This is a genomic window from Pseudomonas sp. S2_B07, assembly GCF_054668435.1.
This window is the reverse complement of record NZ_CP162769.1, coordinates 4,945,453-4,965,200: the sequence shown is the minus strand read 5'-3', so window position 1 is coordinate 4,965,200 and position 19,748 is coordinate 4,945,453. Positions and strand designations below refer to the sequence as shown.

12 protein-coding genes are annotated in these 19,748 nt (G+C 59.4%); 8 read left to right on the top strand and 4 right to left on the bottom strand.

Annotated features, from left to right (window positions below; all coding sequences use genetic code 11):
* Window positions 1–98 precede the first annotated feature (98 nt).
* The 5 genes from AB4N43_RS22820 to AB4N43_RS22800 all read left to right on the top strand — a co-directional run bounded on the left by AB4N43_RS22820 (window position 99) and on the right by AB4N43_RS22800 (window position 6,348).
* Window positions 99–797 (top strand): MtnX-like HAD-IB family phosphatase, encoded by a 699-nt coding sequence (locus tag AB4N43_RS22820; protein WP_027922818.1) that lies wholly within the window; start codon window positions 99–101, stop codon window positions 795–797.
* Window positions 790–2,184, top strand: coding sequence for an aspartate aminotransferase family protein (locus tag AB4N43_RS22815; protein ID WP_059182227.1), 1,395 nt, complete (start codon window positions 790–792; stop codon window positions 2,182–2,184). Before AB4N43_RS22820 ends, AB4N43_RS22815 begins: the two co-directional genes overlap by 8 nt.
* The gene (locus AB4N43_RS22810) at window positions 2,181–3,059 is read left to right on the top strand and encodes an alpha/beta hydrolase (RefSeq protein WP_027922816.1); all 879 of its coding nucleotides are present in this window, start codon (window positions 2,181–2,183) and stop codon (window positions 3,057–3,059) included. The genes AB4N43_RS22815 and AB4N43_RS22810 overlap by 4 nt, the downstream gene beginning before the upstream one ends.
* 138 nt (window positions 3,060–3,197) lie before the next feature.
* Window positions 3,198–4,970, top strand: coding sequence for a sensor histidine kinase (locus AB4N43_RS22805; protein ID WP_460151972.1), 1,773 nt, complete (start codon window positions 3,198–3,200; stop codon window positions 4,968–4,970).
* On the top strand, window positions 4,960–6,348 hold the full coding sequence (locus tag AB4N43_RS22800; protein WP_460151971.1) for a sigma-54-dependent transcriptional regulator: 1,389 nt from the start codon (window positions 4,960–4,962) through the stop codon (window positions 6,346–6,348). Before AB4N43_RS22805 ends, AB4N43_RS22800 begins: the two co-directional genes overlap by 11 nt.
* 36 nt (window positions 6,349–6,384) lie before the next feature.
* Here AB4N43_RS22800 and AB4N43_RS22795 read toward each other — a convergent pair whose 3' ends face one another.
* From AB4N43_RS22795 to AB4N43_RS22785, 3 genes are all read right to left on the bottom strand, one after another.
* Window positions 6,385–7,293: a hypothetical protein gene (locus AB4N43_RS22795; RefSeq protein ID WP_027922813.1), complete on the bottom strand. Its 909-nt coding sequence runs from the start codon at window positions 7,291–7,293 to the stop codon at window positions 6,385–6,387.
* Window positions 7,290–7,985: a hypothetical protein gene (locus tag AB4N43_RS22790; RefSeq protein WP_027922812.1), complete on the bottom strand. Its 696-nt coding sequence runs from the start codon at window positions 7,983–7,985 to the stop codon at window positions 7,290–7,292. Before AB4N43_RS22790 ends, AB4N43_RS22795 begins: the two co-directional genes overlap by 4 nt.
* Before the next feature lie 94 nt (window positions 7,986–8,079).
* Complete coding sequence (locus AB4N43_RS22785) at window positions 8,080–8,745, bottom strand: DsbA family oxidoreductase (protein WP_027922811.1); 666 nt, start codon at window positions 8,743–8,745, stop codon at window positions 8,080–8,082.
* Window positions 8,746–9,256: 511 nt separating this feature from the next.
* On the opposite strand from AB4N43_RS22785, the gene AB4N43_RS22780 reads away from it, so the two are divergent.
* Window positions 9,257–9,613 carry a DUF6124 family protein gene (locus tag AB4N43_RS22780; RefSeq protein WP_460151970.1) on the top strand — a complete coding sequence of 119 codons (357 nt, stop codon included), beginning with the start codon at window positions 9,257–9,259 and terminating at the stop codon, window positions 9,611–9,613.
* A gap of 36 nt (window positions 9,614–9,649) precedes the next feature.
* On the opposite strand, the gene AB4N43_RS22775 is transcribed toward AB4N43_RS22780, so the two are convergent.
* Window positions 9,650–10,684, bottom strand: coding sequence for an alpha/beta fold hydrolase (locus AB4N43_RS22775; RefSeq protein WP_460151969.1), 1,035 nt, complete (start codon window positions 10,682–10,684; stop codon window positions 9,650–9,652).
* 255 nt (window positions 10,685–10,939) lie between these two features.
* On the opposite strand from AB4N43_RS22775, the gene AB4N43_RS22770 reads away from it, so the two are divergent.
* Both AB4N43_RS22770 and AB4N43_RS22765 read left to right on the top strand, forming a co-directional pair.
* The gene (locus tag AB4N43_RS22770) at window positions 10,940–14,305 is read left to right on the top strand and encodes a hypothetical protein (RefSeq protein WP_460151968.1); all 3,366 of its coding nucleotides are present in this window, start codon (window positions 10,940–10,942) and stop codon (window positions 14,303–14,305) included.
* Between the two features lie 186 nt (window positions 14,306–14,491).
* Complete coding sequence (locus AB4N43_RS22765; RefSeq protein ID WP_460151967.1) at window positions 14,492–19,720, top strand: dermonecrotic toxin domain-containing protein; 5,229 nt, start codon at window positions 14,492–14,494, stop codon at window positions 19,718–19,720.
* The last annotated feature ends 28 nt before the right edge of the window (window positions 19,721–19,748 follow it).

Here is a 19,748-nt window from a genome sequence, read left to right as displayed (position 1 = left end):
AAAACCCCAGCACTGCTGGGCCAAACCCGGTTGGCACAGTCTCTGCTCTATCCCTTTGGCAAGCGCAGACAGCGCGCAACGCCCAATAGGTACTGCAGATGATTGACTGGCATATCGTGTGTGATTTCGACGGGACCATCACCCGCACCGACGTGATCGACAGCATCCTCCAACGTTTTGCCGACCCGAGTTGGGAAGCGATCGAAAACGAGTGGCTGGCCGGCAATATCGGTTCCCGTGAATGCCTCAGCCGCCAGCTCGCGCTGGTCAAGGCCACACCCAATGAACTGCTCGGGTTCTTCGACTCCATCGAGATCGACCCGGACTTCCCCGACTTCGTCGACCACACCATCGGCCTCGGCGCTTCGTTTGAAGTGGTCAGCGACGGCATCGAACAAGGCATCGCCCGGATTCTGGCGCGCAACTATGTGAGCCTGTTGCCGATCCTCGCCAACCGCTTGCGTCAGCTCGACCACGACAGCTGGCGCATCGATTTCCCCCACGCCAGCGACGCCTGCCGCGCCGCTTCCGGCAACTGCAAATGCAAATCCACCCCCAGCACTAAACGCGTGCTGGTGATCGGCGATGGCCAGTCCGACATGTGCGTCGCCGCCACCGCCGATTTCGTGTTCGCCAAGGATCGCCTGGCCGAGCACTGCGAGCGCAACGGCATTCCTCACGCGCGCTTCGACAGCTTCGCCGAACTCCCCGCGTTGCTGGCCCTGCTTCCCAACGCCAGCGCTGCCAATGCCGAAACTTTCAACACAGAAAATCAGGAACTCTTCCACCATGTCTGATAGCCGAATCGCCACCCCTGAAGACCAGATCCTCCTGGATAAAGAAGCCAAATACTGCTCGTACGGCGACACCGTTCACTACATCGACCCGCCGCGTATTTTCAGCCGTTGCAAAGGCTCCTACGTCTGGGACACCGAAGACCAGGCCTACCTCGACCTGCAAATGTGGTACTCGGCCGTCAACTTCGGCTACGCCAACCCACGCCTGAACACTGCACTGAAACAACAGATCGACACCCTGCCGCAGATCGCCAGCCAGTACCTGCACAAAGGCAAGATCGAGCTCTCGGAAATGATCGCGGTCGATGCCAAGAAGAAGTTCGGCCTCGACGGTCGCGTGCACTTCAACGTCGGCGGTTCGCAGTCCATCGAGGACTCGCTGAAAGTCGTGCGCAACGCCACCAACGGCAAAAGCCTGATGTTCGCCTTCGAGGGCGGTTACCACGGCCGTACGCTGGGCGCCTCGTCGATTACCTCCAGCTACCGCTATCGCCGCCGCTATGGCCACTTTGGCGAGCGCGCCAATTTCATCCCGTTCCCGTACCACTTCCGAGGCCCGAAAGGCATGACCAAGGAAGAGTACGGCAGCCAGTGCGTGCAGCAATTCGCCCGCCTGTTCGAGACCGAATACAACGGCGTCTGGGACCCGAAAGTCGGCCAGAGTGAATACGCAGCCTTCTACGTCGAGCCGATCCAGGGCACCGGCGGCTACGTGATTCCGCCGATGAACTTCTACAGCGAACTCAAGCATGTGCTGGATCAGCACGGCATCCTGATGGTGGTCGACGAAATCCAGATGGGTTTCTACCGCACCGGCAAGCTGTGGTCGATCGAGCACTTCGACGTCAAACCGGACGTCATCGTCTTTGGCAAAGCCTTGACCAACGGCCTCAATCCGCTGGGCGGCATCTGGGCCAAGGAAGAGCTGATCAACCCGAAAATCTTCCCGCCAGGTTCGACCCACTCGACCTTCGCCTCCAACCCGTTGGGCACGGCGGTGGGCCTGGAAATGTTCAAGATGACCAGCGAGTTCGACTACGGCGCCATGGTGATGAACAAGGGCAAGTACTTCCTCGAAGGCCTGAAAGACTTGCAGAAGCGCTACCCGATCATCGGCGACGTCGACGGCCTGGGCCTGGCCCTGCGCTGCGAAATCTGCGGCCCGGACGGTTTCACACCGGACAAGGCGACCCTGGATTTCATGGTCGAAGAAGGCATGAAGGGCGACATCGAAATCGACGGCAAACGCCTCGGTTTGATTCTCGATGTGGGCGGTTACTACAAAAACGTGATCACCCTCGCGCCTTCGCTGGAAATCAGCTACCCGGAAATCGACCTCGGCATCGCCCTGCTCGACCGCTTGCTTGATCGGGCCATGAAACGATGAATGCCGCAGAGATCGACATGGGCGAAGGCAGCGCCGGTTTCGTTCTCGGCTCAGGGGAGGTCGCGGTGTTGTTGATCCACGGCCTCACCGGCACCCCGACGGAGTTGCGTCGGGTGGCCATGGGCCTGGCCAAGGCCGGGTGCACGGTGTATGTGCCGACCCTGGCCGGCCATTGCGGGAACAACGCCGACCTGCAAGCCACCGGTTGGCGCGACTGGTATGAGAGCGCGCGCAACACCTTCGTTGGCGTGCGACGCAAGCACCCGCATGTGTTCGTCGGCGGTCTGTCCATGGGCGCGGTGTTGTCGATGTACCTGGCCGCCGAACATCCGGGGCAGATCGAAGGGTTGTTGCTGTACTCGACGACCCTGCGCTACGACGGCTGGAACATGCCCTGGGTGGCGAAATTGAGCAGCCTGGTGATGTCGATTCCCTACGGCGTGCACCTGTGCCGCTTCAACGAAAAATCACCGTTCGGCATCAAGGACGAACGCTTGCGCGCCATCGTTGAACGACAGATGAAGGCCGGTGAAAGCAGCAATGCTGGACTGCTGACCATGTCCGGGGTCAGTGTTCGCGAACTGCATCGGCTGGTGGCGGCGGTGAAAAAACGCATGCCGCAGATCACCACTCAGGCGTTGGTGCTGCACTCGAAGGAAGACGACATCACCAGCGCATGGAATGCCGATTACGTGGAGCGAAAACTCGGTGGTCCGGTGGTAAAGGTGCTGCTCGACGATTGCTATCACATGATCACCGTCGACCTGCAATACCGCCGCGTGGTGGAGCTGAGCGCCGATTTCATCCAGCACCGTTTCATGCAACAAGGCTACGCCCCGCAACCCGTGCGCAAGGAATATCGCCAATTGGCCTGAACACGACCTGTAGTTGACTCATGTAGCCGCTGGCGAAGCCTGCGGCTACAGGGATCGGTGGCGCCTTTTCCGGGGCGAAGTCGGCTACTGTATTGAAACGGTTTATCCAATCGGACCTGCTGCGATAAGCGAAACCCAATGCCTAAAGAATCACCCGTCATCGCCCGACCGTTCACCCTCTCCGGCTGGAGCCTGCAGCGCAAACTGGTGCTCGCCTTCTGGTTGGTCAGCGTGATCCCGACCATGATCGCCGCCGAACTGGCCGCCACCACGCTGTCGCAGATTTTCGACAGCAACGTGCGCATCTGGCTGCAGGAATCGACCAAGATTGTCGAAGACGAAATCAGCGAAATTCTCCACGAAAACGCCCGAGCGGCGCAGTTGTTCCTGCGATATACCCGCCCGCCCACGGATCGACTATCGACCCGACACGATCAACTGACCGCCGACATCGCTGACTCGATGGGCATCGACGTGGTGGCCCTGGTGCGTAACAGCGATCACCAAGTGCTGTTCAGCACCGTCTCCGACGACATCACCCGCCAGATCAGCACCGCCCCCAAAGCGGTGTTGCAGACCCTGCAAGTCGGCGGCGTGGCAACCGGCACGGTGGTCTCGACCTTCGAGACCGAACAGCAAGGCATCGACTACAAACTGGTGGTCGCCACTTACCTGGACAGCAGTTTCCTCACCAGTGTGGCCGATGTGCATTCCCTTGATTTGCGCTTGTACCTGGCCAAGGCCAATGACTTTTCGGAAGTCTTCTCGACCCAGCGCTTCGAAGATCACCCGGCGACTGTGCCGGAGAACATCGAACAGATCCTGCGCACCACCAAGCAACCCATCGAACAATTCACCAACCGCTACAGCGGTATCTATCAGCCGATATTCAACGAAAACGGCCAGTTGCAAGGCGTGATTTTCAGTGGCCTGCTGCGCCACTCCAGCCTGGTCGGGCTGGTGAACCAGAGCAACCTGTTCATCCTGATTTTTCTGCTCAGTTCGGCGGCGTCCCTGGCGGTCGGCTGGCTGGTGTCGCAGCGCCTGACCAAGCCGTTGCGCGGCCTGGCTAAAGGCGTGCAAGCGGTGATTGCCGGTGATTACCGCCAACGCCTGGTGGTCACCGGCGGCGACGAACTGGCGGAACTGAGCAGCACCTTCAACCACATGAGCGAACGCCTCGGCGAGTTGCAACACCTGGAATCACAGCTGCGCCGTCGCGACCGTCTGCATGCACTGGGCGAAGTGGCGATGGGCCTGGCCCATGAAATCCGCAACCCGCTGGGCATCATCAAAACCGCCACGCAATTGCTGCACCGGCGCGCCGATTTGCCCGAGACCGACAAGCGTCACCTGGAATACGTGGTCAGCGAAGTCAGCCGCATCAACGACCTGATCACTGACTTTCTCGACTTCGCCAAGCCCAGCGCACCGATGCGCTCGACACAACTGGCGCGTCCGCTGGTGGATGAGCTGATCGGCTTCTGCGCCCCGGAACTGGCCAGCCACCACATCGAGGTGCGCATCGACGACCAAGCGCCGGCCGCGACCCTATATGCCGATGCGCGGCAACTCAAGCAGGCCGGGCTGAACCTGATCGTCAATGCCATCGACGCCATGCCCGAGGGCGGTCGCCTGACGGTCGGGATCAGCAGCGAACAGCACTACACCGTCATTCGCATCAGCGACACCGGCCAGGGCATCGCCCCGGACATGCTCGAACGGATCTTCACGCCGTTCGTCACCACCAAGGCGTCCGGTACCGGGCTGGGTCTGGCCAAGGTCTTCTCGATCATGGAAAGTCATGACGGACGCATCGAATGCGTCAGTGAAAAAGAGGCCGGGGCGACCTTCACCTTGTACATCCCGGCCAACGACGAACACTTCGACAGGGGCAGTGATGACACATAACGTACTGGTGGTCGACGACGAACCCAAACTGTGCGACCTGCTGGCATCGGCCTTGAGTCAGAGCGGCATTCAGGTGTTCACCGCCAGCAATGGCCTGCACGCACTCAAGGTGCTGGAGTGCGATGACATCGACCTGGTGATCAGCGACTGGCGCATGCCCGGCATGGACGGCCCGCAATTGCTCGCGGAAATCAAAACCCGCTACCCGCACTTGCCGGTGATCGTCATGACCGCCTACAGCACGGTGAAAAACGCCGTGCAGTCAATGCGCAACGGTGCCTTCGACTACATCGCCAAGCCGTTCGACATCGACGAACTGGACATCACCGTCAACAAAGCCCTGCAATTTCGCGACATCCTCAAAGACAACCAGCGCATGCGCGCCGAGCTCGACGAACACCAGCAGATCGACAGCCTGATCGGCGACAGCCCGAACTTCCGCCGGGTGCTGCACGCCATCGACTCGGTGCGTGAAAGCAACGCGACCATCCTGCTGACCGGCGAGAGCGGCACCGGCAAGGAAATGGTCGCCCGCGCCATCCACAAACACGGCAATCGCGCGGACAAGCCCTTCGTCGCGGTGAACTGCGCGGCGATTCCGGAAGGCCTGCTGGAAAGTGAAATGTTCGGCCACCGCAAAGGCGCGTTTACCGGCGCCGTGGCGGATCGGGTCGGGCGTTTCATGCAGGCGGACAAAGGCACGCTGTTTCTCGATGAAATCGGTGAAATGCCGCTGGCCTTGCAGGCGAAAATCCTGCGGGCGTTGCAGGAGCGAGTGATCGAACCGGTGGGCGATCCGCGCGAGCGCAAAGTGGATGTACGGGTGATCGCGGCGACCAACAAAAACTTGCTGGAGGCGGTGGCGAACAAGGAGTTTCGCGAAGACCTTTACTACCGCCTCAATGTGTTCCCGATTCCGTTACCGGCGCTGCGCGAGCGGGTCGAAGACATCGCGCCACTGGCCCGGCATTTCGCCCAAACGCTGGGGGTCACGGCGGGCAAACGCATCACCGGTTTCAGCGCCGAGGCGTTGCAGGCAATGGCCAATTATTCGTGGCCGGGGAATATTCGAGAACTGCAAAACTGCGTGGAACGCGCGACCATCGTCGCGTCGGCGGCGGTGATTGAAGAGGAGGATCTGCCGGCGTATTTGTTTGCGTCACAATCGGCTGACCGTGGTGTTCTGGTTGCGGAGGGCAGCGTGCCGGCGGACCTGGAAGCGGCACTGGCGCAAGTGGAGAAATCCTACATTCTGGCGGCGTTGGCGCAGAGCAATGGCGTGCAGGCGGCGGCGGCGCAGTTGATCGGCATCTCCGAGCGCAGCTTTTGGTATCGGCTGAAAAAGCTCGGCATCCACGTCGACAAAATCGTCCGCTGAATCTTGTGGGGGCGGCCTCGCTCCCACAAGGTCGCATCAATGCCCGTAAACCTTCTGCAACTGCGCTTGGGTCAACGCGTCCTCAAACGGCACCGGCACCGATTTCACTGCCCCGTAAAGGTTGCGATAACGCCAGTAACTGCCATTGTTGGCCAATTGATAGCCCCGCTCGACCACACGCTGGCCATCGAGGCTATAACGCAAGGTTTCCTGGGCTGCCGCTGGCGGTGTCGGTTGCATCAGGTCGGTGGACAGAACGCGCATCGATTCATCGATACACTCGTCGAGCACCGCCGTGACCTTCGCCAAATCGAGGCTGCCGTCATCGATGCATTCCTTGCCACAGCGCCGAATCGGCTGGCTGACGACTTCGATGCGCATGCGATACAGCGCCGAACCGGCAATGTCCTGGACTTGCACCTGATTGATCAACACAAAGCTGCCACGATCCGGGGTCAGCATCAGCTTGGGTTCAATCACCAGCCGCGCGGTGACCTGCCCCTCTCCCTGCTTGAACCCGGCCACTTGCGATGCCTGTTGATAACGCTGTTGCAGACGCTCCTGCAACGGAACGCCTGCCAGTAAGTCGGCCATCGGTCGCGCCTCGTTGAGCGCGGCTTTTTCCGCGTCGCGCTGCAAGCTGCCGCTGCCCATCTGGGTGTTGATCAGGCTGGCCAACAACAAGCCTGCCACCCCGGCACTGTTGCCTGAACTGGCCACCAGATTCTGACTCGATGAAGCTGCTTGCAGGGCGGCCTTAGAGTCAATCACGGTGCTGGCACCGACAAAGGTTCGCGGCAGCTGCACGTCGACCTTAAGCCCGTGGGCCTGCACGTAAGGCAAGGCACTTTGATCCTTGAAACCGGCCTCAGGGGCCGGTTTTTGCGCACACCCGGCCAGCATCAGCAGGGCCAGGGCACCGGCCACCGTGGGCAGACGCATCATTGCGCGAACGGGGTGATCATTTGCTGACGGCTATTGTCCATTGCCTGATAGAACGCGTTGGACAGGTTGGCATAGGTCGGCTCGTCCCACTCGCCCTGGGCGGCCTGGGTAGCGACAAAGGGTTTGAACCACAACAGTTTGTTGTCGGCCAGATCGATCACCATGCCCTGCCCGCCCACCTGCGCCATCGGCACGCTGGTCGGCACGACGCTGTAGTAGCTGCGGGTAGCGCCGGTGGCGTAGACATTCACCAGCAGCAGGCGATCGACGCCGTAGGCGTTCTTCACCGGCGTCATGTCCCGGGTCATGTAGCCTTCGCGGAAACTGGTTTCCTTATAGGCCTTCAAGTCGACCGGCTCGTTGATCCGTTTGGCTTTGTAACCCTTGGCCTGCAGTTTGGCGACAATCACATCCGGCAAGGTTTTAAGATCGCTCACTTGCCATTTTTCGACGTTGTCACTGAGTTTGCTGTTTACGCCCTTGTTGATGGCGTAATCGATAATCCCCTGATTGCCGGTCAACGCCAGCACCGGTTCCGGCACCACTGTAATCGCCACGCCGATAGTCGGTTCCTTGGCATCCCAGAATTGCTGGTCCAGCGGTACAGGAGGTTGCACGTGAGCACAGCCAGTGAGGGTCAGGCAGGCGAGCACTGTCAGCGCAGCCCAGGTGCGTAGAGCGTGAAAAGTCATGGATCAAGTCCCTATGATTATTAGCGGTGCTGTCTGTGTCGGCAGCACCACGAACAACTGTAGTGGCACATTGATATTTTTTGCCCAGCCGTCGTCAGTTGACCGTTCCGCCCTTCGCCTCACTCATGATCTGCCGGATCGCCCCGACAAATGTCTCCACCGGCTGCCCGCCAGTGACGGCGTACTGCCCGTTGAACACCACCGTCGGCACTGAACTCACGCCACGGGTCAGCCACAACTTCTCTTCCGCCACCACCTCTTTGGCGTATTCACCCGACGCCAGAATCGCCTCGGCCCGTTGCCGATTGAGGCCGACGCTTTCAGCAATCTGCGCCAACTGCCCGTGATCGGACGGGTTGCCGCCGTCGGTGAAATACGCCTTGAACAGCGCCTCTTTCAGGTTGAACTGCAAGCCTTCCAGCCCTGCCCAATACAGCAAGCGATGAGCATCAAAGGTGTTGTAGATGCGGCTATTGCCGTCGGTGCGAAACGCAAACCCGACCTCGGCGCCACGGGCGCGGATCATTTCGCGGTTCTTCTGCGATTGCTCGGGCGTCGAGCCGTATTTTTCGCTGATGTGTTCGGTGATGTTCTGCCCTTCGGGGCCCATCTTCGGATTCAGCTCGAACGGCTGGAAGCGGATCTCGGCCTGGACCTCATCGCGCAGAATCTCCAGCGCCCGGGTCAGGCCGTACAGGCCGACAACGCACCAGGGGCAGGACACATCGCTGACGAAATCGATTTTCAAAGGGGTACTCATCACACACCTCGCTGGCTGAATTGTGCGGGAAAGCTGGAACGATACACCTGACTGAGCCGAGGTGGCAGCCGGGCTTGCCCGCAATGGCGGTGTATCTGTCGACATCTGCTGTGACTGACACACCGCCATCGCGGGCAAGCCCGGCTCCCACAGGTTTTGCAGTGTTTTGGAGCGTGTGTTTAGTTCTGTTTAGGGTTACTTCCTGAAAGCTACAGCGCCTTGCGCCGTCGCCTACAACCACGTCAGAATCCGCCGGCTTGTGCGCCTGGAGGGCCGTCGGTAACTTGGTCCTGTCACTGATTTCCAGTGATCGGGTTTAGTAGCCCGGGTAGGTTTTATTGGATGCACAAGTGTCATTCAGTCAGGTATCCGCCTGCACTTGATGGTGGCTGTGCGCTTGGCGCCCTCGGGCGCGCCGGTTTGATTCCTCCCGGTCTACTAACCTGCGCACAGCCGCCACCCATTCCGTTTAGTAGCGAGAAGGTAGCGGCTCTACTAGAGGAATTTACATATGTTCAAAGTAACGTCGAACCCACCGGAAACCGACGACGTTTCCCCCTACGAAACCCCAGCGTCCAAAAAACTCAACAAAGCCGCCGACCGCGCCCTCGATTACTACCTCAAACCGGTCATCCCCAAAGACACCCCGCGCAAACCCGGCACGATCTACTTCGTCGCCCCCGACACCGACCACGAAACCCTGCTGGTCAATGCCAGTGAATCCCTGGCGTCAGCGAGCGTGCTGTTGAGCAACTACGCCGCAACGGTTGACGGCACCCAGCGCAACACCGTGCTTGGCATTCAGAACTCCGTCATGTTGGACGAACTGGCGGTGAACCTGATGCTGGATAACGTCGTCCCCACGTAATACAAAACAGGCTCGCTCCTACAGTTTGGATGGGGGTTACAGGAGATTGGGGGATGGAACCGGGTCGATCTGCGCCCAATGCGAAGTGTCTTCGCGGTGGGTCTGCAAGTACGGCAACACCGCCGCCAGCAGCGGTGCCTTGAACGCTTCCTGGAAGCGATGCGCCAACCCCGGAATCAGCACCAGTTGACTGCCCCGAATGTGCGCCGCCAGATGCACGCCATGCATCACCGGCAACAACGGATCAGCCGTGCCGTGCACCACCAGCGTCGGCACGCGCAAGTGGTTGAGCAAATCCACACGACTGCGCTCGGCGAGGATCGCCATGATCTGACGCTTCACGCCTTCGGGGTTGAACGCCCGGTCGTAGGACAGCGCCGCTTGATGCAGCAATGCTTCGCGGTCATCCGTCACGGAAGGACTGCCCAGCGCCGCGAGCAAGTCCGCCTGCTGTTCCAGCGCCACTTCCCGATTCGGCGCGCCGCGGCGCGACAATAACTGCACCAGCGCCGCACTCGGCGCCGGTAAGCCTTCGGCCCCGGAACTGGTCATGATCAGCGTCAGGCTTTCCACACGCTGCGGCGCCATCGCCGCCATGTGCTGGGCAATCATCCCGCCCATGCTCGCGCCCAAAACGTGGAATTGTTCAACGTGCAGCGCGTCCATCAAACCCAATGCATCGTCGGCCATGTCGGTCAGGGTGTACGGCGCCGACACCGGCAAGCCGAGTTTGTAGCGCAAGGCTTCGAAGGTCAGGTTGGCCTCGGCCGGGGTCTGGCGCCAGGTGGACAGGCCGACATCACGATTGTCGTAACGAATCACCCGAAACCCCTGCTGACACAGCGCCACCACCACCTCGTCCGGCCAATGAATCAACTGCCCGCCCAGGCCCATCACCAGCAACAACGCAGGGTCCGACGCACGGCCGATGCTCTGGTACGCCAGGCTCACCTGCGCCAGATCAACGTGTTCGGTGGGTACGTTGACATCACAACGAGACGCCGCGAAAGACGGCAGGCCGAACAGCAGCGCGGCCAAAAAGACAATTCTTGAAAAAAATCCAGTACCCATGAAAAACACCAAAACGCAGAACCCCAGTAGAGCGCGAGTCTGATGAAGTTTGTTCAAGCGCGCTGCCACAGTTACGTGACAGTTTGATGAAGAGTGCTGAACGGTCGCGAGATGCGTCGACCGCTACCGCTGGTCAGAAAACAGTCTGAACCTGTTATTTCTGACAGTAGCCAGTCGGCGACTTTAAGCGTGCAATCTGCCTCTGACGCGACACCACCGAACCGGTTCGCGCGCGTGTGTGGATTGGAGAACGTCATGACGGCACTGTTCATTTACTCGCCACAACAACTGGCGGCGCTGCAAAAGGAAAGCCCGCAACAACAGGTCGATGTGTTTGCCGAGGTCAGGTCCAATGGCCTGTTCACGGAGGATGGCGTACTCAGAATATTCCCGATCATGATTGCTGGCTGGCATGCGGTCGACTACCCCCGGGCCTTGCGTGGGGTCAACGCCGATGAAACCGCCGGCCCCGGACTGGGGTGGTGGGTGCTTTTCCCCTCCTACACGTTAATGGACGCGTTTGACACGCTGCGCCTGTATTTAGGCAAGCGATTGCTGCCCGGTGAGGAGCCGGATCCGGCAGACACCGGCCAACTGATCAAGACTGTCATTGTCCCTGTCGATCACGGTCACCAGAACATCGCCAGCGTCATCGCAAGGATCACTGTCGAAAAACCGGGTATCCATCACCTGTGGTACACCGTCGAGCGTACCAGCGGGAATGGCCCGGAACGCTCGGACCCCATCACCGTATGGTTCAAGCCGACCTTCCCGGACAGCCTCGATCCAACCGGTCAATCCAGTGAGCGCGTGCCTCTTGAAGCCCCACGCTTCCCGCAGGTGATTGATAAAGAGATGGCCGGCGCCGGTGTTGACTTCATCATCCCTGCCTGGCCAGTCATGACTTCGGGCGACCGGATCAAACTGATGATCGATACCCAGATCGTCGAATTCGTCATCACTGCCGAACACGTCGGTCAGGACATCGTGGTGTTCGTCTCCTCGACGATCCTCAAGTCGATCGGCCCGGCCGACCCGCTGCTGGTGAGTTACACCCTTCATGACCAGGTACACAACAGCAGTTTGACGTCCAACATCGGCGTGGGTGCGCTGCAACCGGACACGACGTACCTTGAAGCGCCTTCAGTGCCGCTCGCCGTTGACGATGTTCTCGCCATTGATGATCTCGACGGCGCAGCCATGGACGTTGACGTACTGGTAAGGCGTGCAGACGTCGTCGCGGGCGACAAAGTCGAATTGACGCTTTATGACGCCTCGACCGGGATCAGCGAAGTCTTTGGCCCGCAGGATTACAAGGCCGGGGTCGTGACATTCAGGGTCCCTATCGAACTCGTGAAGAAACTGGCCCCGACCACCATCAAGCTGAGCTACCAGCGAATCCGAATGGTTGCGGGTTCACCAGTACGGACACCGTCATACCCCTACTCTCCACGGCTTATTGGCGAAAAGTACCGCGCGCCGGCCCCTACGGCTCCGCAAGCCCATGGGGCGGTCTTCCCTCCAGGACTGGTAGAAACTGTTGTCTATGCCGGCCCCGGAATCGAGGGCCTGGAAGTCGGTGACAAGGTGACACTGAACTGCCTGAGCACCAGCGCTGGCGGCACCACTCGGCTGCAAACCTTCGAGCGATTTGTCACCCGTTCAATGGACATTCCCGGTGTAGGTATCGTGGTGCCGTTCGATTGGGAAACAGCCCACTTCGATACTTACCCGAACGGTTCGGTGGAGCTGTCGTATACGGTGACCGGCATCACGCATGCGGCACCATTGGAGTCTTACGTCCGGCGCCTGCGCATCGGTCAGGTGACGGATATCCTGGAAGTCATCGATATCGGCAAGGATGAAAACGGCGTACTCGACCCCAAAGATATTCCCTTCGGCACACCTGCCATTTGCCCGGCCAAGGCCCACACGCGCATTGGCGATACGGTGCACCTGGAGGTCTGGAAGCAGGGCAATCCGCTCGATCCGCAAGATGCCCTCGTTTTTGAGGATTCGTTACCCATTACCGCCAGCAATGTCAGCAAAGACATTGAGTTTCGGCTGGCGCAGGAGCTGATCAATCCACTGCTCAATCGAATTATCGGTGTGGACTGGTACATCGCCCGTCACCGCGAACTCCCGCTGACAGCCCCCGAACGGGTGCTGCGAATCGGGGCCAAAGCCTTGGTACTGCCGGCGCCTGAACTGTTGCAGGCATCGCCTGGCAATATCATCAACCCGCAAAACACCCAGCAAAACGCCACGGTCAAAGTCACCTATACCGGAATGAACCCCACACACCGTGTCAGCCTTTTCGTCAAAGGACGTGAGGGGTTTGGCAGCCCTGCACTGGCGACACTTCAAGGCAGCGCCAGTGGTTCATTGCTGTTCACCCTGCCGCTGACCGCCGTCCCCGCCAACATGGGCACATTCATGTCCTTTTGGTATGTCGTGACGCAGGAAGGCATACATGACCAAAGCTCCGCGCCCACGAAGTATGAGGTCACCGCTATTTCCAACGAGGATATCAACTACCCGCGCATGACCATCAAGGAGGCGCCGGATCACAAGACGCTGAACCTCAACCATTTCACGGGGGATGCACACTGGACACTGACTCCATGGATCTTCATGGCCATAGGGACACGGATGCGCGTGGCGTTGAGTGGCCAACAATCCGACGGTAGCGAATACGTCCTCCTGTTGTTCGACGGGGTGATTAACGCCAACCATGTGAACACCGGATTAAGCGGTGTCATCAGCCGGGAGCCACTGAAACTGTTCAAGGACGGTACTCAAGTATTCGGCCTGTCGATTGCCAACTTCAGCGACAAGGGAGGCGTTGATACGTTCTTCCCCCTGCGGGAACTGACGATCAAATCGGAAATGCTGGCAACGCCGATGATTACCCAGTTGATCGACAATCAAGGCCCACTTACCGGGCAGGTCAGAGAGGGTGGGACATGCGATGACCCCACTCCTGAATTGGTCGGTACCGCAACACCCAGAAGCGCGGTGAGCCTGTTCAACGGTGCGGCCCCCTTGGGGTCAGCTGTCGCAGACGATAATGGCATCTGGAGGACGCAAGTTTCTGTCGGAACGGGCAGCCATGGCCTGATCGCAAAAACGGCCGATGGACAGCAGGCGTCGACGCCCTGGCAAGTCACGGTGCAGGCAGACCTGAATTCCGTGACCGATTTTTTAAACGGCAATTTCAATGGTTGGGCATTGGGCGCTGGAGCACAAACAGGCCGATTGCTGGGCACAGCCCCCAACTATCTCTTTCACATCTGGACACCTGGAAAAATAAATAACTCAGGCGTGTTGTTCACCCGCAACTTTGCGTTGGTGAGTGGCGCGCAATACCAGTTTTCCTGCCAGCTATACAACACCGCCGTGAACGGTTACGACGTCGACCCGAAAATAAGTCTGCATGTCGACAACATGCTCAATACCCCCGTCGTCAATATTTTCAAACATACCGGCTGGATTACGGTGGCAGGCAGTTTTACTGCCTCCGCGGCTACCGCCAACTTCCACATCACCAATCACGAGCCTGGAGACATCGGCAATGATTTTTACATTCACGCACTGACCGTCAGGCAGCTTTCGAATTAACCGATTGATCGACACGGCCTAGCCACCAAAGCCACTGCAACCCCGCTGAACAGGGAGGCTTCAGCGGCTTTGGTCGTACTCGCTTGGCAATGCGATAACTATGTAGTGCCATGGACCCGGACAGATTTTCTTTAATGGCGCTCTTCAAGAGCGGATACGCCGCTCCCTGCACAGAGCCACGTTGTCATGAAAGAAAGTGCGTTCAGTCCCCTGCCCGTCTCTCCGCCAATCACGATGGCGGCCCATCCGCCCCTGAAGCACAACCCCGATGAAAGCCTGTTACTCAGCGCTACGGCGCGCTGGCGCGACAGCAGCCAGGGCTTGCAAGCGTTGTTTGCCGCCGCCCCCCTGAGAAACCACCGTCAGGACCCATCGCTCATCCACCGCTGGATGGCCTATTGGGACGCCCGGGCACCCGGTACGCCAGTGTCGCGACGCGAGCGGGCGGGTCAGTTGTACTGCAGCCATTTCGAGGCCTGTGCCCAAGTGGCGTTCGCGCGCAGAACCCTGACGGCAGAGCAGTTGCAGACACTAGTGCTGATCCCTTCCCCTCCCGATTCCGGTCTGCGCCTGAATGATCAACCCATCCACATCGAGCAGTTGACCCTGATACTGAGCGACAGCGGCACCCTGAAACTCCCGGCTGCCTGGGTCATCAGCGTGGGCGAACGCCAACCCGTCGCGCAGTGGCTGTATTTGCCGAGCCGGGCGGTTCCCATTCAGGTCTTCAACCAGCGCAGTGACATGGAAGACTGGTTGTCTGAACAATCTCTCGTCCCGCAGGGCCTGCCTGATGATGACGTGCGTTTTGAATACGGCGCGAAAGATCAGCCTCTGACGGTCGGCATCACTGAGCGGCTGTTACACCCGCAGTACGCGGACGCCGTCGTTTTCGCCTTACCTCCAGACCATGAAACCCTGCCGCCAGACAACCCTGCCGGGGAGGATGAACAGCCGCTGTTCGACAGCCTGTTTGCCGATATACCCTGGCCCCAGCGCCAGGCTTCGCTGAACCGCCAGCGCGATGCACTCGAGACGCTGCTGGGCGATCAACTCGAAAGCGACCGGCAACAAACATTCAAAGAGGCCTTGAAGGCGCTGGAGACGGCAGAGCAAGTCGCCGATACGGCCGCGTCCACCCTGCTTTACAGGGCGCGCACCTTCGACTTCGTGACCATCAACCGCGAGTTCAGTGCGCTCTATCAGGCGCACAAGGATGGCCTGCGTGCCGAGGCCCAGCTTCAACTGGCGCTCAAACAGCTCAACAGCGATGAATTCAGCCTGCTTGAAGCGGTGCTGGACTCGCCGCTCTCGGCCGATCGTGACTCAGCCATTACCGCCGCCAGCTTGACGCTGTCGATGACAGAGGCAAACACCGGCGTCAAAACCGAAGAACTCATCGGCCCTTTCGTCATTACCCGAGCGCCGCTCGATGCCGCATCGCCGCGCAGTCTGTTGCTGTACTGGCCCGGCGCCGGCGGCGGTTTGCAACGGTTCGCCAATTGCACAGAACTGGAACGCCAGGTGTTCAAGATTCAGGACGGGGACACGGTTCTGGGCTTGAAAATGAACACAATCGAGACCGACCCGCTGCACTACAGCCTCAACAAAAAAACGAGTCATTTCGAAGAACAAGCAGCGCACATACGCCAACAATTTCCTGATGCAGCCCAGGCTCAACAGCGTGCAGATGAACTGGAAAAGCTGCGCAAAAAAACGCTGGCCGCCTTGCAAGTCCCGGTGCCGGCCGCCAGGAGCCAGGCCTTCTCTCACCTGTTGGAACAAAGCCGTAGCGCGACCCTTTTCTCTTTGCTGCCCACCTGGATGGCCAGGTTATCGGGAGCCGAACGCGTTGAGCTCAAGGGTTTGTTCGAGGGCTACATTCTGGCGATGCGCCGTAGTCATGAACAGCTGGAGATCGCCCTCCCCTCCCGTGACGATTTCACCCGCCAGCATGTGCAAGCCCGTCTGCGCAAAGACTTCTCGCTCAAGGGGCACTTTGACGTACAAATTGACCTGCCTGACTCGGTCCTGCTGAAAAAACAACTGTCGGATGGCGCAGCCCCGGGAACCCCGCAGAAACTCGTCGCAGTGCCCAGTGCAAGCCGCAGCAAAATGTCACTCGAAGAACTTGTCCAGCTCAACGTCGACAATACGCCCTCGATGCGGCTGGACCCCCTGTCACTGCGATTGGGATTTATGCGACTTGAAATCACGGTGACGGATGAAACCGAACGCCAGGCGTTGGCAAGGGGTATCACCCAGCCCTGGCTGCGCAAGATGGTGCCCGAGCTGGACTTGCCCCAAGGCTACGAAAACCTGATTCGCGATGCCTTCATGGGCTCGACCAGCGAGACCGCTTTCGTAAAAGAGCACCGGCGTGAATGCCTGATCGAGCCCTGGCGCCTGATGCTGCAATTGCAGGGGGCCTGCGCTCGCCTGCAAAAGCGGATCAATCAACACGAATGGCAGATATTGAACATCGCCATTGATGCTGACACCCCGCAGGCCTGGAACGTTGAAGGCAAGCGCATTGTGCTCCTGCCGGCGTACCTGAGCGCCGGTGGCAAGGACACACCAAACGAGGGCCCCACCACGTTGTTGGGGGTGACGTTCATTCAAGAGCAAGTCAGCGGGATTACCCTGCTGTATCTGCCGGACAGTCCTGACGGCCAGTGCCTGCGTCGCTACGACAATCTTGAGGCGGCTCGCCAGGCCTTGTTCAATGCGTGCCTGCGCAGTGAGATGGTCAGTTATCTGGCAGGACGCGCCTTGCAAGGCACGGTGAGCGCTCATGAAAGCCGCATCAACCAGGCTGTGCTCAAGCATTTCAACGCGATGATCGGGATCGGGCTGCCCTGGCCGAAAACCACATCACTGTCGTCCCATTTGCTCAACGCGCACATGGGACGACTGATCGAAGCGCATCGCGCAACCTCCCGTTCCAACGATGCCTTGTACCTGGAACGCTACGCGCTCAGCGGTCCGAGGGCGTTCAACTACATGAAAATGGCCTTGAGCATGGTGCCCTTTGTCGGCGCGGGCATCGCACTCTACGATGCCTGGCACAGCGCCAACCACGCCGTCGCGGCCCTGTTGCGCGGTGAGGCAGGCGACGGCCTGACGGAGATTGAATCGGTGTTGCTGTCGCTGATCGATGCCGCCATGGACGTTCTTCCTGGCGCGTCCGCAGGATCCCGGTCAGCCAAGGGCGCCCGTTCACTCACGCGGCTTCGTCAAATCCAGGCATTGGGCAAAAGCGCAGGAGCGTTGCAAGGAAGATCAAGGCGCCAAGCGCGGCATGGCTTCAATCGCTTCGCCGGTTACGACTACCAAAAGCCGATCTCTCTTGCCGGCTTGCAACCGGCCACCCACGGGATGTACCGCAACATTTACCGGCACGCAGACGGCGACTTTATCGTTCGACAGGGGCGCATCTTTCAGGTTGAACGCAGCACGGATTCACGTAACTGGCGACTGACCGGCACGCCCCAAAAAACCTATAAACAACCCATCGGCCTTGATGAGGCGGGCCGTTGGGACACTTACTTCGGTGTCTACGGAGTGACCTTTGAGGGTGGCGGACTGGGAGGCGGTGGGGTGCTCGGGCATCTGGCGGACGGGCTAGACCCGCTCTGGCCGGCGGCCATTCGCGCACGCCTGCCACGCTGGTGGGCCGATCATGCCTTTCGCCGCCATCACCAATTGACCGAAGCCGTCGATGAATTTGCTCCGACACTCGACGCCCAAGTCCTGCGGACCAATGCCTTGATCGAGCAGTACAACATCAGTATCGAAACTCATCGCCCGACGCTGATGCCGGCGACAGAAGCCGCGTGTATCGGCGACATCGAACTGGCCAGCAGGCACTACCAGACGCTGGTTGAACTTTCGCCCCTCACTCACGGCAACAAAAAGCGCGTGCTGCGGGACATGCAGAGCCATGACGCTTCGTTGATCGCTGACCGGTACAAGCAACGGGTGTTCTTTGCCAATCATCGAGCCGATCCGTTGGTCGGCAGGATCGACGATCTCATCGGGCGCCTGGACGCACTGCCTAACTCCGCGCTCAGCGAACGCTTCCGTATTCTGCAAGACATCAGAAAGGTGCGTGTGGACTTCATGCACGAGCTGGATCAAATCGATGCCGCCATGCGCAATCTCAACCTGTGGTACGAACGCATAACGGTCAGCAGTCACAAGGCACAACTGACCGGCGAAGTCATGATGTTGAACAAGCGGCTCAGCGAGACCAACCTGCTCTACTTGAGAACCGGCCACCTGCTGGAAATCGTCAAGCGCTATGACACCACCCGGGAGATCTCCTGGTTTTATCTGCAAGGACAGGCGGAGAATCTGCGGGCCAAAGTCGATCGCGCCTTGTTCACCCAATACAGCCTGCCGGAAGTCACCGCCACCAGAACCCAGCGCAACCAGATCTTGCTGGAGTGCCTCGATCTCTACAGAGAATTTCGTCGCAACATGAACGCCTGGACCGCCAGCTATCCGCAGCACTTCCATCTGGACGCCGTGGCGCCACTGCTGGAGGGTATCGAGAAAATGGCCGAACGAGCGCGCAGGGCCATCGATCAGCCGGTCCCCCCTTCCCCCGGCGGGCAACGCAGTAAAAAAGTCTTCACCACCGAAGATGATCATTTGCTGATCGGGGTGGAGCATTGGGAGTCGACCACCCAGACGCACCGATACACGCTGACGGGGCGGGGCGGATACGAGGAAATCTGGGAACTGGGCGTCAACGGCAAGTCTCGCCTGCTGAATCCGCAGACACAGACGTCTGGAGCGCCACAAAGAAACCTTCAGGCCTTGGTCGAAGATGCCAATAACCGTCTGCAGTCCCAGGAAACCTACAAGGCCAGGGTTCAAGCGTATGCGGCTCAGGACATGCTTGGAGTCGATCTGGAGCACATGATGGTCAGCGAGGCCAGCGAGCTGAACCGTCGCGCCCTCACTATCGAAGAACTTGCCCCGCACAATTCCATCATTGAGCAACTGCGCGACAAGGCCACGGAACTCACGGCTACCGGTCGTCAAATGCGTACCCGCCAGTCGATACGTACGCAAAAACCTACCGATAGCATGCTCGACGACCTGATCAGCCAAAACGCAGTGCAGATTCGCAAAACGGCGCCGATGAAAAATCTTGGCAAACGCCCTGACGGACGGATCGATTACCTGCAGGAGTACCAAGTGTGGGACCTGACGGCCACGCCGCCCAAGGTGCTGTGGTACGCCCACTTCCACTACAGCAAACCCGCACCGGCATTCGCTGAATTCGAGAAAGCGCACTTGAAACTGCCCGAGCACCGGTATCTGACCCACGCCGACAACGCTGCCCTGCCCTACGCCGATATCGGCAAAAGATCAGTAGCACTAAAGCATTTCGAGCCGCTGTAAAACGGGAAACGGGAGCGGTTTTCCGCTC